Source organism: Bartonella eidoli, assembly GCF_036576145.1.
In the GTDB taxonomy this organism is placed as follows: Bacteria; Pseudomonadota; Alphaproteobacteria; order Rhizobiales; family Rhizobiaceae; genus Bartonella.
In genome coordinates, this window is record NZ_JBAFWX010000003.1 from 76441 (window position 1) to 92898 (window position 16458).

Sequence of the window (16458 nt, forward strand, 5' to 3'; positions counted from 1 at the left end):
TTGATGTATAAAATCCAATAAATATAGTAAATCTATATTTATTGGGGACCTAAAAAATGAACATGCAACAAATTGAACCTGATATTTTCATCAGTGGCCAAATTAACATCGAAAATATCGCATCACTAGCAAAAGCGGGCTTTAAAACGATTATCTGTAATCGCCCAAATCAAGAAGAATTACATCAGCCTGATTTTTCAACCATCAAAGCTGCAGCACAAAAATATGGAATAGAGGCCTATCATATTCCTGTTATCGCCTCCCACTATAAACAATCAGATATTGAAGCCATGAAAAAAATTTTAGACACAGCATCCCTCCCTCTTCTCGCCTATTGCCGCTCGGGAGGAAGATCTATGCAGCTTTACCGTTTAGCACGCCTTTAATGAATCACTTATTTTAATTGATTAGAAAGAAACAGGCGATAAATCTAAAAACTGCAAAAACATGAAATTATGAAAAGATAACCACAATGACAAAATTAGATATCAAAATATTTGATCCCTCGTCCTATCAACGAAAACGCCATATACTCTATGATATTTTAGAATATATTTTTATTATCGTGATTAGTTTAAGCGCTGTTTTTGTCTCGCTTCTATCTTTTTCAGACCATATTAAAGCGTATTTTTAAAAGTCAGCAATTCGTCCAACTGTGACAAGGGCTGTGCTGTCATCAAAATCGACCTTGCCGCTTTTTCATCACATTTCATTTGCGCAATCAAAGGCTCAATCCCATTAAATTTTTCTTGTCCACGCAAAAACTCTAAGAAAGAAACGATACAGCTTTCCCCATAAAGATTGTCATCAAAATCAAATAAATAAGTTTCGAGAAGAGGTGCTCCATTTTCAACAATTGTTGGACGGCATCCAAAGCTTGCAACCCCATCATACAAAATACCATTAGCGCGTCGCAACCGTATCGCATAAACCCCCTGCGCCAAACTGGTTTGAGGAGGCAAACTTTGATTAGCAGTAGGGAAACCCAAAGTGCGTCCGAGTTTTTCCCCTTCTATAATATTTGCACGCACCCGATAATGATACCCTAATAAATGAGATGCTTTTTTTACCTGACCCTGTGAAAGAAGCTGACGAACAAAACTAGAAGAAATCATTATTTTCTTTTGTATATCTTGCTGGCTTAATAAACAAGGAACTTGGACAACCTCAAATCCCAGCTTTTCTCCCATCTGAGATAAAAAATGCGAATTTCCACTTCTTTTATAACCAAATTGGAAATTTTTACCCATTACCACAACTGAAACATCAAATGTTTCTTTTAAAATAACATTGATAAATTCATCGGCTGAAAAAGCAGCTAAATGAGCATCGAAATGCTGTTCAATCACACCATTAAACCCAAGAATTTTAAAAATTTCAGCCTTTTCAGCAGCCTCAGTTAATCGATCAACAGGATTTGATTGTTGAAAAAAACTTCTCGGATGCGGTTCAAATGTTAAAACAAGAGCTGGCTTATTTCTCGCACACGCTAAATCACGTGCTTTTTTGAGCACTGCTTGATGACCACAATGAACCCCATCAAAGTTTCCAAGTGCTAATACCGCCCCTCGCAAGGCATGAGGGATCATATTAACATCCTTAAGACGCAAAAACTCAGACATTACTGAAGCGCCCGCATTATCGCTTGTGGCTGATAACCATAACGTTTAAAAAATGAACACAAAGCTTCTTTATCCACCACACCGTTTTTCATATAGTCATCACGGTGAACCCCATTCATAATATAAAGGACATCAAGACCAAAATCGACTGCCCCTTTAACATCGGTTAGAAAACCATCACCAATAGCTAAAACTTTACTTTTTTCTGTTATTCCACGGATTTCTTGAAGTTTTTCCAAAGCGCACTTATAAATTATGCCATGGGGCTTTCCGGCGACGCGCACTTCCCCTCCTAATTGCTGATAAAAGCGCGCTAACGCACCAGCGCACCAAATTTCCTGATCTCCTGCATGAACAGTAATATCAGGATTGGCACAAATAAATGGTAAATTGCGTGACAATAAACGACGAAACATCTTTTCATAAGCATGCGGTGTTACATCCATATCCTTTAAAAAACCGCTACAAACCACTACAGATGCTTCCCATTCCTCAACGAGTTCACAATCTATTCCTTCAAATAAAACTAAATCACGTTGCGAGCCAATAAAAAAAACTTTACGTGGAGCAGAACGAATGAGATTACGCGTTACATCTCCTGAAGTTATAATTGCATCATAATATTCATTATGAACTTCCATATTTTGTAATTGAGCAATGACACTTTCTCGTGGTCGGGGTGAATTTGTTATAAAGATAACACTTTTTCCCATTTGTCGGATTTTATGCAACGTTTTCAAGGCTGGCTTAAACGCTTGCACACCATTATGTACAACACCCCAAACATCACAAAAAACAGCATTATAATGCTCTATAATACTATCAATATGGTTTAGTTCGTTCATGTTGCACCTGTTTTACATGTTTTCTGTCTATCACACTGTCTTTTTAAATTACTTATCGAAAGATCATTATCCTGTCATCTTCTTTCTCAACACGACAGCCTTTATTTCTTCTATCTCTTTTATAGCAGTTTGATTATTCATTATTATGTTTACAAGCAACTTACTTGTTCCTTTTTTGAAGTGCCCTTAGCTAAAGCTAAAAATCTTTTTATCTACAGTGTGATACAGTTTAAGCCTTACCAACTTATTCATCTCAATGAGGAGACATTTTCTCGATCATATCTGATCACGATACATAATTTGGAACTATAACATAGAATAGTTTTCAAACGCCCCTCATAACAAAAGGCATTCTCTGCATACACTTTTCATAAGATATGAAAAAAATAAAAAACATTTTTTATTAAAAAAAACAATATTCATTTAGCTCTCTATAAAAGATGCACTCCATAACTTTATCAAAGGTATCAATCATTACTGGTTGCTATTCAGTCAGATATCTTTTCACGATAATTTATTATTATTTTAGAATTTTTATTCTAAAACAGCCCAAATTATTTATTAACAGATTGGTCAACAATGAACACAGCACTTTTACATGCACTTGATCCATTCAATATCCAAGAGCAGTGATTAATTAGAAAAAATAGAAGTCTTAATAAGCAACAATTATACAAAAACAAATGAACTTCGTACAAAAATAGAATGTAATATATTTATGAAATAACCACTGATTAACCCATTTGTGATAGTCATTTTCAACTTATTACACCGCCACGGATTTAAAACATTGAAAAAAAAATTTATGTCAATAATAAAAATCCTATATCAAATAGAATATGAAGAGATTAAAGCTCTGAATGTACTTTTATTGACAGAAGGATACACACCATCGTAAAATACTTTACAATTAGTATTATTGTATTGATATATTCATCATATTTTTACACTCTCAAATGACTTTTATGTATCTCTTCGTCGCCTCTTTATATAGCAAACTTATGTATTTTTATGACTCTTATTAAAAAATTTGCCACTGTTGCTTCAGGAACTTTGATGAGTCGCATTTTTGGCTTTGTGCGCGAAGTACTCATGGCAGCAGCTCTTGGAACCGGTCCGGTTTCCGATTCATTTAATGCGGCTTTTCGTTTTCCAAATACATTCCGTCGCTTTTTTGCTGAAGGTGCTTTTAACGCAGCTTTTGTTCCTCTTTTTTCAAAAAAAATTACCGAAGATGGTAAAGAGGCTGCCTGCAAATTCGCGGAAGAAGTATTTGGCGTATTATTTTCATTTCTTTTGCTTTTAACCATTGTGCTAGAATTAAGTATGCCTTTTTTGGTACGCACCATTATCGCTCCAGGTTTTGCAGAAGATGCAACAAAATTTCATGCTACAATTCATTTTACTGCAATCATGTTTCCTTATTTAACATGTATGTCTTTAGCAGCAATGATGGGGGGAATGTTAAATGCCCTGCGCCGCTATTTTGTTGCAGCTGTCGCCCCTCTCTTTTTGAATATTATTTTGATTGGTGTTCTCGCTTATGCTCGAATATACCATCTTGATGCTTGGAATATTGGATTAAATCTCTCTTGGGGTGTTATGGCAGCAGGTCTTCTCCAACTCATCTTAATAGCTGTTTCTTTGCGTCAAAACGGAATAAAGTTTTCCTTTCGTTTCCCCCGTTTCAGTCCCAATGTTCGCAAACTTTTAACTTTGGCATTCCCTGCAGCGATCACGGGAGGGATTACCCAAATCAATTTATTGATCAACACCAACATTGCCTCTAGTCAATCAGGAGCTGTATCTTCTTTAGTTTATGCTGACCGTCTTTATCAATTACCGTTGGGCGTCGTCGCGATTGCAATAGCAACGGTTCTTTTGCCAGAATTAACTAAAGCTCTACGCAGCAGAAAATACAAAGAAACGCATAATTTACAAAACCGCTCTATAGAATTAACCTTGTTGTTAACGCTCCCAGCATCTGTTGCTTTTTTATTGCTTTCCAATCCCATTGTCAGTTTGCTTTTTGAACGTGGGCAATTTACAGAAGAATCAACACATCATGTTGCTCAATTACTTGAGCTTTATGGAATAGGCCTGCCAGCCTTTGTTTTGATAAAAGTTTTTATACCTAATTTTTTTGCCCGTGAAGATACCAAAACACCTATGTTTTTCACAGGAATTTGTGTTTTCATTAATATCAGCCTTGCTTTAACATTATTCCCAATTTTGTCAGCACGAGGCATTGTCATTGCTGAAATTACCTCTGGGTGGGTAAACACACTATTACTATGTTTTTTCCTCATCAAACGTGATTACTGGCAATATGACGCACAACTGATAAAACGCATTATACGTCTTATTATTGCTACTCTTTTCATTACAGTATCTTTGTATTATACGATTGATGTCTTTGGATTTTTATCTACTCCTTTATCTTCACACGCACCGTTCTTGTTGCGGGCAATTACCTTAGCAGGAATTATGATCGTTGTAATATTGGTGTATTTTATAGCATATTTCATTCTTGATACCCGTTCCTTTTTCCTCACTCTCAAAAATTTTAAACAACGCCTATGAGATTTTTTCTTGCTTTCAAAAAAATGCTTTGTCAAAACGCAAAGAATGAATAACTTCACAAAGAAAGAGTTATCCTATGAACGCCTTTACACCCCTTGTTTTTTCTGGTGTACAACCAAGTGGACATTTACATCTTGGCAATTACCTTGGGGCAATCAAACATTGGGTTGATCTGCAAACATCCTACAACTGCTTGTATTGCGTTGTTGATATGCATGCGCTTACGATTAATCCAGATCCACAAACCTTAAATGAATCAACAAGGGCAGTGACGGCAGCCTTCTTAGCTGCTGGAATTGATCCTCACAAACAAATTATCTTTAACCAATCACAAGTTTTTCAACATGCTGAATTAGCCTGGATTTTTAATTGTATCGCCCGTATTGGTTGGCTGCAACGTATGACACAATTTAAAGATAAAGCAGGAAAAAATCGTGAAAAAGCATCGCTTGGGCTTTTTGCATATCCAAGCCTAATGGCTGCTGATATTTTGCTCTATCGTGCCACACATGTCCCCGTAGGAGAAGATCAAACACAACATGTCGAACTGACACGCGATATCGCACAGAAATTTAATAATGATTATGCTGACCGCATTGCAGATTTAAACTTTGATGTTTCTATACAAGTAGGAGAAGAAAAAATACAAGGTTTCTTTCCAATGCCAAAAGCACTTATTGGAAAAACAGCCATGCGTGTTATGTCCTTACGTGATGGCACAAAAAAAATGTCAAAGTCAGATTCCTCAGATTTATCGCGTATTAATTTAACAGATGATGCTGATCTTATCGCAAAAAAAATACGTAAAGCAAAAACCGATTCCGCCCCTTTCCCCGATACAGTTTCTGCCTTAAAAGAACGTCCAGAAATTGATAATCTTCTTGGTATTTATGCTGCCTTTGCAGAAATTAGCAAAGAAAAAGCTCTAGCAGAATTTTCTGGACAAGAATTTTCTTTATTTAAAACGACCTTAGAGGACCTTGTCATCCACAAACTCTCTCCTATAACAAAAGAAATACGTCGTCTTCACAAAGAAAGCGGTTATGTTGATTCTGTTTTACGAAATGGCGCACAACGTGCCAGTGTAATAGCAGAAAAAAATATGAAAAAAATCCGTGACATTGTTGGTTTTTTGCAACCCTCTCACACAGTACACATTTCATAATAAACAAACACTACCCATCAACATAGGGGAAAACATGGTCTCTGAACGCAAACGCCCAAAAGAAAATCGCAGACGAAAAATTTTAGTTATTATTGATGAAACACCAGAATGTCGATGTGCCGTTTCTTTCGCAGCACAACATGCTAAAAACACCAATAGAACATTAGTACTACTTTCGATCATTGATAATTCAGAATTTCAGCATTTTCTAGGCGTAGACAATATTATGCGAACTGAATTAACGCAAAACGCGTATGAAACGCAGAAGAAAATTGCCGATGACATGCGCGACACTCAAATTTGTAATGCGGAAATGATTGTACGAGAAGGAAAAAAAATTGATGAAATTTTTAAACTCATCAGCGAAGATAAGGAAATTGCTCTTGTTGTTTTAGCCGCAAGCGAACAAATAGAAGGACCTGGACCTCTTGTCCAATTAATTAGCCATCGAGAAACAGCATTTTCAATCCCTGTCATCGTCATTCCCAGCAATCTTTCAGATGAGGATATTGAATCTCTTGCCTAAAATACAGTAGTATTCCTACAATATAGTAGTATTTTTAATTTCCATTTTTTCAATTCTTCATAATAAAAGGAGAATGTATGTTTATTCAAACTGAAACAACTCCAAACCCCGCGACATTAAAATTTTTGCCAGGCCGTGTTGTTCTTGCCCAAGGCGTATTAGAATTCCACTCACCGGAAGAAGCGGAGAATATATCTCCTTTAGCTGCTAAATTGTTTAATATTCCAAATATCGTAGGTATTTTTCTTGGTTATGACTTCATTACCGTCACTAAGAAAGATGGTGAATGGCAGCATCTTAAACCAGCCATTTTAAACACAATCATGGAACATTTTTTATCTGGAGCAGCGGTTGTTACCACTGATGCTGCAACGCAAGCCCAAACGCATGCACTTAATGAAGAGTTTTATGATGAAAAAGATGCTGAAACTGTTCTCATAATTAAAGAGCTACTTGAAACGCGTGTTCGACCAGCTGTTGCCAATGACGGTGGGGATATTACTTTTCGCGGATTTGAAAATGGCATTGTCTATCTCAACATGAGAGGTGCTTGCGCTGGATGTCCTTCTTCAACTGCAACACTTAAATATGGTATTGAAAATCTTTTACGGCATTTCATCCCAGAAGTTCTAGGTGTTGAAGCGATGCCACAATAAATAAAAGAGACAAATTTTATAAGATGCTTACAACAATCTATTTTCTAACGAAAAAAGCTTTTATGAAGCATAATATTTCGGTACATCGGCTCAACAATACTCCTCTGATACGATCTTTCTCAATGGACATGGAAAAGAGATGCTTACAACAATCTATTTTCTAACAAAACAGCCTTTATAGAGCATTATATTTCGATACATCAGCCCAACAATACTCCTCTGATACGATCTTTCTCAATGGACGTGGAAAAGAGATGCTCACAACAATCTATTTTCTAACAAAACAGCCTTTATAGAGCATTATATTTCGGTACATCGGCTCAACAATACTCCTCTGATACGACCTTTCTCAATGGACATGGAAAAGAGATGCTCACAACAATCTATTTTCTAATAAACAGCCTTTATAGAGCATTATATTTCAATACATCAGCCCAACAATACTCCTCTGATACGATCTTTCTCAATGACGTAAAAAAGAACTGTTATCTCCATCAATTGATTACTTTGTAATTTTTCTCTGCGCAAAAGAAAACCTTTTACGCCCCATCAAGAACTAAAATTTCTAGGCTTATTTTAAGATAAGAAATCAATCCTGAAGAGATTGTGCTCAATATTATAAAGTTATAAATTTCTATTCATAAAGTGAGTATTTTTTATATTGAAAACCACTCTTACAAAGAGCTTACCCATAAGCTTATACAACAAGTTCACAAGCTCATTTGAAAATTTTATCTCTCTTCATCACATATAATCATTTCCGTTATCAAGCTATTTGAAGAAAGTGTGATTTTTTCTTTTTTATCTACTCATAGTGATAACAACCCATTCATGGACAATATATATCTTGATCTTTCTATCATACAAGGCCAGCAGAATGGAGCTGTCCCACATATCTCTTTTTTCTAAAGAAATCTTCGATATAAGCAGCCATAGAGAAAAAATTTTATTATCTATTTCTCAAATAATATATTTTTCAACCAAACCATTTTTGTAAAGTGTCCCTATAAAAATACTTATTGAGCTCAATAAATGAGAAGCAACAATATTTATAGAGTAAAGCGCTTTAAATCTCTTATCCAATAACGAATGGCTTTCATACCTGTAAGATATAAATTTTACAGACACACAATAATATTTTTATAAAAAAAACGGGCCATTTCAGCCCGTTCTCTTTTATCATTATTACAATGGGTCTTAGAAATCCATTCCGCCCATACCACCCATTCCACCGCCAGGCATTGGAGGCATTGGCGCATCTTTCTTCGGAACTTCAGCCACCATAGCTTCTGTTGTAATGAGAAGGCTAGCAATTGATGCAGCATTCTGAAGAGCAGAACGTACAACCTTCACTGGATCAACAATTCCAAAAGAAATCAAATCACCAAATTGACTTGTTGCAGTATTGTAACCAAATGTATCAGAACTATTTTCAAGCACTTTTCCTACAATAATTGCAGCTTCTTCACCTGCATTGGTAGCAATTTGACGTGCTGGTGCCTGCAACGCACGGCGAACAATATTAATACCAGCCTCTTGATCAGCATTGCTTCCTTTGACAGTCAACGCATTTGCAGCACGCAACAACGCTGTTCCACCACCAGCAACAATACCTTCTTCCACAGCAGCACGTGTTGCATTCAATGCATCATCAACACGGTCTTTCTTTTCCTTCACTTCAACTTCTGTTGCTCCGCCCACACGGATAACCGCAACACCACCGGCAAGCTTAGCAAGTCTTTCCTGTAATTTCTCACGATCATAGTCAGAAGTTGTTTCTTCGATCTGCATTTTGATCTGGCTTACACGAGCATCGATTTCAGATTTACGTCCAGCCCCATCAATAATTGTCGTACTTTCTTTAGAGATATTTACTTTCTTTGCACGACCAAGCATATCTAAAGTGACATTTTCCAATTTAATGCCAACATCTTCAGAGATAACCTGACCTGATGTCAAAATTGCAATATCTTCAAGCATTGCTTTACGGCGATCACCAAATCCTGGTGCTTTTACAGCAGCAATTTTTAAACCACCACGCAACTTGTTCACAACCAGCGTTGCCAAAGCTTCACCTTCTACATCTTCAGCGATAATGAGAAGTGGCTTTCCGGATTGAACCACAGCTTCCAGCACTGGGAGAAGTGATTGCAAGTTGGACAATTTCTTTTCATGAATAAGAATGTAAGGATCATCGAGATCAGCTACCATTTTGTCAGCATTTGTTACAAAATACGGGGAGAGATATCCACGATCAAACTGCATTCCTTCAACGACTTCCAACTCCGTTTCAGCAGTTTTTGCTTCTTCCACAGTGATAACACCTTCATTACCAACTTTTTCCATGGCATTAGCAATCATTTTACCGATTTCTGCAGCACCATTAGCAGAAATTGTTCCTACTTGTGCAATTTCTTCTGAAGTTTGGATTTTTTTTGCTTTTTTGAAAAGGCTAGCCACGACTTCATCAACAGCAGCATCAATCCCACGTTTAAGATCCATTGGATTCATACCAGCAGCAACGGCCTTCACCCCTTCTTGCACAATAGCTTGTCCCAAAACAGTCGCAGTTGTTGTTCCATCACCAGCAATATCGTTTGTTTTAGAAGCAACTTCGCGCAACATTTGCGCACCCATATTCTCGAACTTGTCTTCTAATTCAATTTCTTTTGCAACAGATACACCATCTTTTGTAATGCGAGGCGCACCAAATGACTTATCAATTACCACATTGCGACCTTTAGGGCCGAGCGTTACCTTAACAGCGTTAGCAAGGATATCAACACCGCGCAACAAACGCTCACGCGCTTCACGGCCAAATTTGACTTCTTTAGCAGCCATCTAACTTCTCCTTGGAGTTGTATCAAAATAGTACATAATGAAAAAATTGAAAGGCAAATTTAGCCTAAAATTCCCATAATGTCAGATTCTTTCATGATTAAGAGGTCTTCACCATTAATTTTCACTTCGGTTCCAGACCATTTTCCAAACAAGATACGATCCCCTGTTTTAACCTCTAAAGGAACGCGCTTTCCGTTATCATCGAGAACGCCATTACCAACAGCAAGAATCTCACCTTCTTGTGGCTTTTCCTTCGCTGTGTCGGGGATAATAATCCCACCGGAAGTCTTATTTTCAGATTCAACCCTGCGAACAACGACACGATCGTGAAGTGGGCGGAATTGTATGTTATTCATTTTTTAAATCCTTAAAACTTAATATAATTGAATTAATCTTAAGTCCTTGTTAGCAATCTTTATGTGTGAGTGCTAACACCATTTGGAAATATAAAATCGTGGCTTAACGATGTCAAGGATTAAGCAAAAAAATTTAATCTTTAGTAAAAGCTTCAAAGGCTTGCCTAGCCTTTCTATTTTGCGTTATTTACTACTTGATAACCAATGAACATAAAAGGATTTTATCATGGTTGAAACACGTCAGGAAACTGATAGCTTTGGAACAATTTCAGTACGTCAAGATCGTTATTGGGGAGCACAAACTGAACGTTCTCTGCATAATTTTAACATTGGCACGGAAAAACAACCTCTTACCATAATTTATGCTTTAACCCTTGTAAAAAAAGCGGCAGCTCTCGTAAATATGGAAAAAGGTAAACTCCCACAAAACATAGGAAAAGCGATCATTTCTGCAGCTGATGATGTTCTTTCAGGTACATTCGATAAACATTTCCCACTTTCTGTTTGGCAAACAGGTTCAGGGACACAAAGCAATATGAATGTCAATGAAGTCATTGCTAACCATGCCAGCATGCTTTTGGGAGGAAAGCTTGGCAGCAAAGCACCTGTGCATCCTAATGACCATGTCAATATGAGCCAATCGTCGAACGATTCCTTTCCTACAGCCCTCCACATCGCCACCACACTCCAAACACATCAACATTTATTGCCCATCCTTGATGCCCTCATTACGACTTTAGAAAAAAAAGAAGAAGAATTTACAGATATCATTAAAATTGGCCGTACCCATACGCAAGATGCAACACCTCTTACTTTGGGTCAAGAATTTTCAGGCTATAGAACTGCACTCCAAGCGAACCGTAAACGCATTGAATTGGCCCTTTCTGATGTTCAAATGCTTGCCCAGGGAGGTACAGCTGTTGGAACAGGACTTAATGCCCCTCAAGGTTTTGATGTTGCATTTGCAGAAATGATTAGTTCCCTGACAGGAATTCCTTTTAAAACTGCCCATAACAAGTTTGAAGCACTTGCAAATCATGGAGCCCTTGCACACTTCCATGGAAGCTTAAATGCACTGGCAGCTGATCTCTTCAAAATTGCTAACGACATTCGTTTTTTGGGATCAGGTCCACGCTCAGGATTGGGTGAATTAAGCCTCCCAGAAAATGAGCCAGGCTCTTCTATCATGCCAGGAAAAGTGAACCCTACCCAATGTGAAGCAATGACAATGGTTGCATGCCAGGTCTTTGGTAATCATACCAGTGTAACATTTGCTGCAAGTCAGGGACATTTTGAGCTGAACGTTTATAAGCCCGTGATCGGCTATAATGTTTTACAATCAATTAATCTTCTTGGTGATTGCATGCGCTCCTTTGATATGCATTGCATTCAGGGATTACGGGCCAATCGGGTTCATATCCATTCTCTCATGGAACGCTCTCTCATGCTGGTCACCGCTCTGGCACCAAAGATTGGCTATGAAAAAGCGGCTGAAATTGCTAAAGCAGCGCATAAGAATGATACAACTTTACGGACTGAAGCTATTAAAGCAGGCGTTTCTGGAGAAGATTATGATCGGCTTGTTGATCCTAGAAAGATGATCCACCCACAATAAATATCTCTCATAAACACTCTATGTGATAACGTCGGGCCGTTCGCGGCCCAATCGTTGAGGTATATTTAACAACTTCAGCGCCACTTGTTGTAGAGGTTGAAGGACTTTTTGCGGGTCTTGATCGTGTTTGTATGCATCACCTTCGTACTGCTCAAAATAAAGCCGTAAGGTAGCTCCTTCGGTTCCTGTCCCAGACAAGCGCACCACTAACCGTGCATTATTATCAAAAAAAATGCGTATTCCTTGCTGTTGACTGATACTCTGATCAATTGGATCATAATAAATAAAATCATCTGCTTTTTCAACTTTTAAACCAGCAACTGTCGTTCCTGCCTGCGGCAAATTTTCGCGCAACTGCTCTAAAAGCATATATGCTTTCTGTATTTCGACATTTTCATAATCATGACGTGAATAGTAAAAACGCCCATAAGTACGCCAATGCTGTTGAACAATTTGCGCTACTGTTTTTCCAGTTACAGCTAAAAGATTTAACCAAAATAACACAGCCCATACCCCATCTTTTTCACGGATATGACTAGACCCTGTTCCAAAACTTTCTTCACCACAGAAAGTTATTTTTTCAGCATCTAAAAGCGACCCAAAAAATTTCCATCCCGTCGGGGTTTCAAAAAGATTCAATCCTTTTTTTTCAGCAACAAGATCAGCTGCACGCCCCGTAGGCATAGAACGAGCAATCCCTGCAATACCGCACCTATACCCTTTAATTAAATGAGCATTTTCAGCCATAATAGCTAAGGAATCAGAAGGTGTAATAAATTGTTTACGACCAATAATGAGATTACGATCCCCATCGCCATCGGATGCAGCACCCAGATCAGGTGCGTGATCAGACATCAACAAATCATAAAGCCTCTTAGCATGAACCAAATTTGGATCTGGATTTTTTCCTCCAAAATCGGGTAAAGGAACAGCATTTACGACAGTTCCTTGAGAAAAACCCAAACATTTTTCGAAAATTTCCTGTGCATAAGGCCCTGTTACAGCATGCATTGCATCAAATTGCAAAGTTAGCCCTTCTGAAACGGCCTTTGCAATGCGCTCAAAATCAAAAATCTCCTGCATTAAAGCCACATAATTAGCTACAGGATCAATAATATCAACGCGCATAGATCCTATAAATTTTGTACCTTCGTTGTCTAAATCGATATCTGGCACATCAATAGTTTTGTAAGAAAACAGGCATCGTGATGTTGTAAAAATAGCTTCACACAAAGAATTTGGAGCAGGTCCTCCATTAGCAACATTGTATTTTATACCACAATCTCCCTCTGGCCCCCCAGGATTGTGACTTGCTGAAAGAATAATCCCACCATGTGCATGATATTTACGAATAAGATGAGAAACAGCAGGTGTCGATAAAATACCCCCTCGTCCCACTTTAATACAAGCTACTCCATGAGCAGCCGCCATTTTTAATACAATCTGGATGAGTGTACGGTTTAAATAACGTCCATCTCCGCCAAGAATAAATAGCTTCCCTTTAACATATCCAATATTGTTAAAAATAGATTGAATAAAATTTTCAACATAATGAGGCTGTTGAAAAACAGAAACTTTCTTACGCAAACCAGACGTTCCCATTTTTTGATCATCAAAAGCCGTAGTCAAAACTGTAGTTATGGTCATAAAAACGCCTTCATACTACTCTCTTTAACTTTATGGCAAACATCAAGCAAAGTCGACCATTAATTTTACTTGACGCCAGAATGAAATACTTGCAAACTTATTGCAATATGGTTGTTTAAATTGCACTCTCTAACACGCTTTTAAACAAAAAGATTTATTTTAAAAATATAAACTTCATGAAAATACAGGAGCATAATCATGGTGAGAAAAAAAGTTCCCGACGTTACTTTCCACACCCGCGTACGTGATGAATCAATTGGTGGAAATAACCCTTATCGATGGCAAGATGTTGATAGCAACGCATACTTTAAGGGGAAACGGGTTATCCTTTTTTCTCTTCCTGGAGCCTTTACCCCTACTTGCTCAACCTTTCAGCTCCCTAATTTTGAAAAACTTTATGATGAATTTAAAAACCTTGGTATTGATGAAATTTATTGTCTTTCCGTCAATGATACTTTTGTCATGAATGCTTGGGGGAAAGCACAAGGCATAGAAAAAGTAAAACTCATCCCTGATGGTTCAGGAGAATTTACACGCAAAATGGGAATGCTTGTAGCAAAAGACAATATCGGTTTTGGAATGCGCTCATGGCGCTATGCAGCTATCGTTAACGATGGCATCATTGAGCAATGGTTTGAAGAGGAAGGCTTTTCAGATAATTGCACATCAGATCCTTACGAAATTTCCTCACCAGAGAATATTTTAAAAGTACTAAAAAGCTAGAAAACTTATTATTTAAATGGCACGAGCTCTATTTGAAAGCAGTTTGTGCCGTTTTTGTTTTCTCCATTATGCTTTTAAAAATAATAACTTTATATTTAAAGAAATACATTTTTACAGTTTTTGTGCTTGTAAAATATCTTTTACGGCCTTTACTAATTGATCTTCATCAACGGTTATTTGTGCTGGTCGACTTTCACGCCATGTTTGATTATCCTTGATTTCATGAGATAAACGCGCCCCTTCAATCAAATCTTTAATTTGTATTTTGTTGTCTTGGCGCTCTCGTGCTCCTTGGATCACCACACAAGGAGCATGCCGCCGATCAGCATACTTCATCTGCCCTTTCATTCCTGCTTCGCCCAAATAAAGTTCAGAACGAATTCCCGCATTGCGCAATTGTCTCACCATTTTTTGGTATCGTGCAACGATTTCCGGCTCTTTATCCATCCTCAACACCACAACCGGGCCTGTATCCTTCTTTATAGGTAATTTTCTAAGATTTTGCAAAGCTGATATCAAACGTGATATGCCGATTGAAAACCCTGTTGCAGGAACATTTTCACTACGAAAACGCGCAATGAGCCCATCATAGCGCCCGCCGCCACCAACGGATCCAAATACAACTTTTTTCCCCTCATCATTAAAGACATCAAAAAGCAATACAGCCTCAAAAACAGGCCCTGTATAATAGTCCAATCCACGCACCACTGATGGATCAATCTTGATACGATCCTGATACCCATTCTCTTTAAAAATGGTTTGCATTTTTTCAAGTTCACATATGCCTTCCATCCCAAGAGAATGACTTCCAACAATTTTTTTAAGATTTTTAATAATTTCGTCTTCTGTTTTAGCCTCAATAGCCATTAAAGAAAGAATATATTCAATTTCTTTCTCATGCAGCCCCGCCCCTTTTGTAAAATCACCGCTCTCATCTAAACGACCCTGCCCTAGAAGCAAACGGACTCCTTCAAAACCAAATTTATCCAGTTTATCAATTGCCCTTAAAACAGTTAAGCGTTTTTCAGTTTGTTCTGTTTCTCCCAAACCAATTTGTTCTAATGCCGCATCAAGAATTTTTCTATTATTGAGTCGGATCACATAATCATGCCGCTGTATGCCTAATTTTTCTAGACTATCCGCTGCCATCATGCAAATTTCCGCATCAGCAGCTACCGTTGATGATCCAATAATATCGGCATCAAACTGCATAAATTGCCGAAACCGCCCCGGACCAGGCTTTTCATTACGAAAAACAAAACCAAAACGATAACTTCGATAAGGTTTTGGCAAACCTTCAAAATTCTCTGCACAATAACGAGCAAGAGGAGCCGTCAAGTCATAACGCAAAGACATCCATTGTTCATCATCATCTTGTAAAGAAAAAACACCTGCATTTGGTCGATCTTCGTCAGGTAAAAATTTTCCAAGAACATCTGTATATTCAAAAATTGGCGTTTCAAGCGCTTCAAACCCGTACAGTTCATACACTTCACGGATCTGAGCAATCATTGTTTCAACTGCATATAATTGTGAGCCCATACGATCAACAAAACCACGTGGGAGACGAGCTTTGTTTTTTTCTTGTTTTGATGACATTTTTTTCTCTAGTAATGATATGTATTCACGGATAATTTTTATCTATATGATAGCACAGCCTACTGCAATGGCTTTATAGATTTAGCCTAACAAAACATGCACAAGCTTTTTACCATATTTCATAGTCCGCTTTTTTTGGATTTCTGAAGGCTTTATGTTTATCTCCTTAAATAACGCTGGAGATAAAATGCCTTTTAAGCACTTATGTTCCCATAATAAGCAGAAATCCTCTCTTTTTTTATATTTTTGAAAGCTTTTCTGTTATCAATTTTTGATTTTT

The 16458-nt window shown here is 37.6% G+C and carries 13 protein-coding genes; 7 read left to right on the forward strand and 6 right to left on the reverse strand.

All coding sequences use genetic code 11. The features are described 5' to 3' along the window. The first annotated feature begins 56 nt into the window (after positions 1-56). On the forward strand, positions 57-386 hold the full coding sequence (locus tag V5N68_RS02870; protein ID WP_332065682.1) for a protein tyrosine phosphatase family protein: 330 nt from the start codon (positions 57-59) through the stop codon (positions 384-386). Between the two features lie 231 nt (positions 387-617). Here V5N68_RS02870 and V5N68_RS02875 read toward each other — a convergent pair whose 3' ends face one another. Beyond that, the gene (locus tag V5N68_RS02875) at positions 618-1622 is read right to left on the reverse strand and encodes a bifunctional riboflavin kinase/FAD synthetase (protein WP_332065683.1); all 1005 of its coding nucleotides are present in this window, start codon (positions 1620-1622) and stop codon (positions 618-620) included. Beyond that, the gene (locus tag V5N68_RS02880; protein WP_332065684.1) at positions 1622-2467 is read right to left on the reverse strand and encodes a TIGR01459 family HAD-type hydrolase; all 846 of its coding nucleotides are present in this window, start codon (positions 2465-2467) and stop codon (positions 1622-1624) included. Before V5N68_RS02880 ends, V5N68_RS02875 begins: the two co-directional genes overlap by 1 nt. A 1011-nt stretch (positions 2468-3478) precedes the next feature. On the opposite strand from V5N68_RS02880, the gene murJ reads away from it, so the two are divergent. From murJ to V5N68_RS02900, 4 genes are all read left to right on the forward strand, one after another. Next, positions 3479-5050, forward strand: coding sequence for a murein biosynthesis integral membrane protein MurJ (gene murJ, locus V5N68_RS02885; protein ID WP_332065685.1), 1572 nt, complete (start codon positions 3479-3481; stop codon positions 5048-5050). A gap of 76 nt (positions 5051-5126) precedes the next feature. Beyond that, entirely contained in the window at positions 5127-6215 is a 1089-nt protein-coding gene (trpS, locus tag V5N68_RS02890; protein WP_332065686.1) for a tryptophan--tRNA ligase, read from the forward strand. A 34-nt stretch (positions 6216-6249) separates the two neighbouring features. Next, positions 6250-6741, forward strand: a complete 492-nt coding sequence (locus V5N68_RS02895; protein ID WP_332065687.1) for a universal stress protein — start codon at positions 6250-6252, stop codon at positions 6739-6741. A gap of 77 nt (positions 6742-6818) precedes the next feature. After that, complete coding sequence (locus tag V5N68_RS02900; RefSeq protein ID WP_332065688.1) at positions 6819-7397, forward strand: NifU family protein; 579 nt, start codon at positions 6819-6821, stop codon at positions 7395-7397. A 1197-nt stretch (positions 7398-8594) separates the two neighbouring features. Here the strand turns inward: V5N68_RS02900 and groL are convergent. Together groL and groES are read right to left on the reverse strand one after the other, a co-directional pair. After that, positions 8595-10238 carry a chaperonin GroEL gene (gene groL, locus V5N68_RS02905; protein ID WP_332065689.1) on the reverse strand — a complete coding sequence of 548 codons (1644 nt, stop codon included), beginning with the start codon at positions 10236-10238 and terminating at the stop codon, positions 8595-8597. Between the two features lie 59 nt (positions 10239-10297). Continuing rightward, positions 10298-10594, reverse strand: coding sequence for a co-chaperone GroES (gene groES / locus V5N68_RS02910; RefSeq protein ID WP_332065690.1), 297 nt, complete (start codon positions 10592-10594; stop codon positions 10298-10300). 226 nt (positions 10595-10820) lie between these two features. Between groES and fumC the strand changes: the two genes are divergently transcribed. Next, positions 10821-12209, forward strand: a complete 1389-nt coding sequence (gene fumC / locus V5N68_RS02915) for a class II fumarate hydratase (RefSeq protein WP_332065691.1) — start codon at positions 10821-10823, stop codon at positions 12207-12209. Positions 12210-12227: 18 nt separating this feature from the next. Here the strand turns inward: fumC and V5N68_RS02920 are convergent, their stop codons facing one another. After that, positions 12228-13856, reverse strand: a complete 1629-nt coding sequence (locus tag V5N68_RS02920; protein WP_332065692.1) for an alpha-D-glucose phosphate-specific phosphoglucomutase — start codon at positions 13854-13856, stop codon at positions 12228-12230. A gap of 198 nt (positions 13857-14054) precedes the next feature. Between V5N68_RS02920 and V5N68_RS02925 the strand changes: the two genes are divergently transcribed. Next, positions 14055-14579 (forward strand): peroxiredoxin, encoded by a 525-nt coding sequence (locus V5N68_RS02925; protein WP_332065693.1) that lies wholly within the window; start codon positions 14055-14057, stop codon positions 14577-14579. Between the two features lie 111 nt (positions 14580-14690). Here V5N68_RS02925 and hisS read toward each other — a convergent pair whose 3' ends face one another. Beyond that, a complete protein-coding gene (gene hisS / locus V5N68_RS02930) occupies positions 14691-16178 on the reverse strand; it encodes a histidine--tRNA ligase (protein WP_332065694.1) in 1488 nt (495 codons plus the stop codon). Positions 16179-16458: the final 280 nt, after the last annotated feature.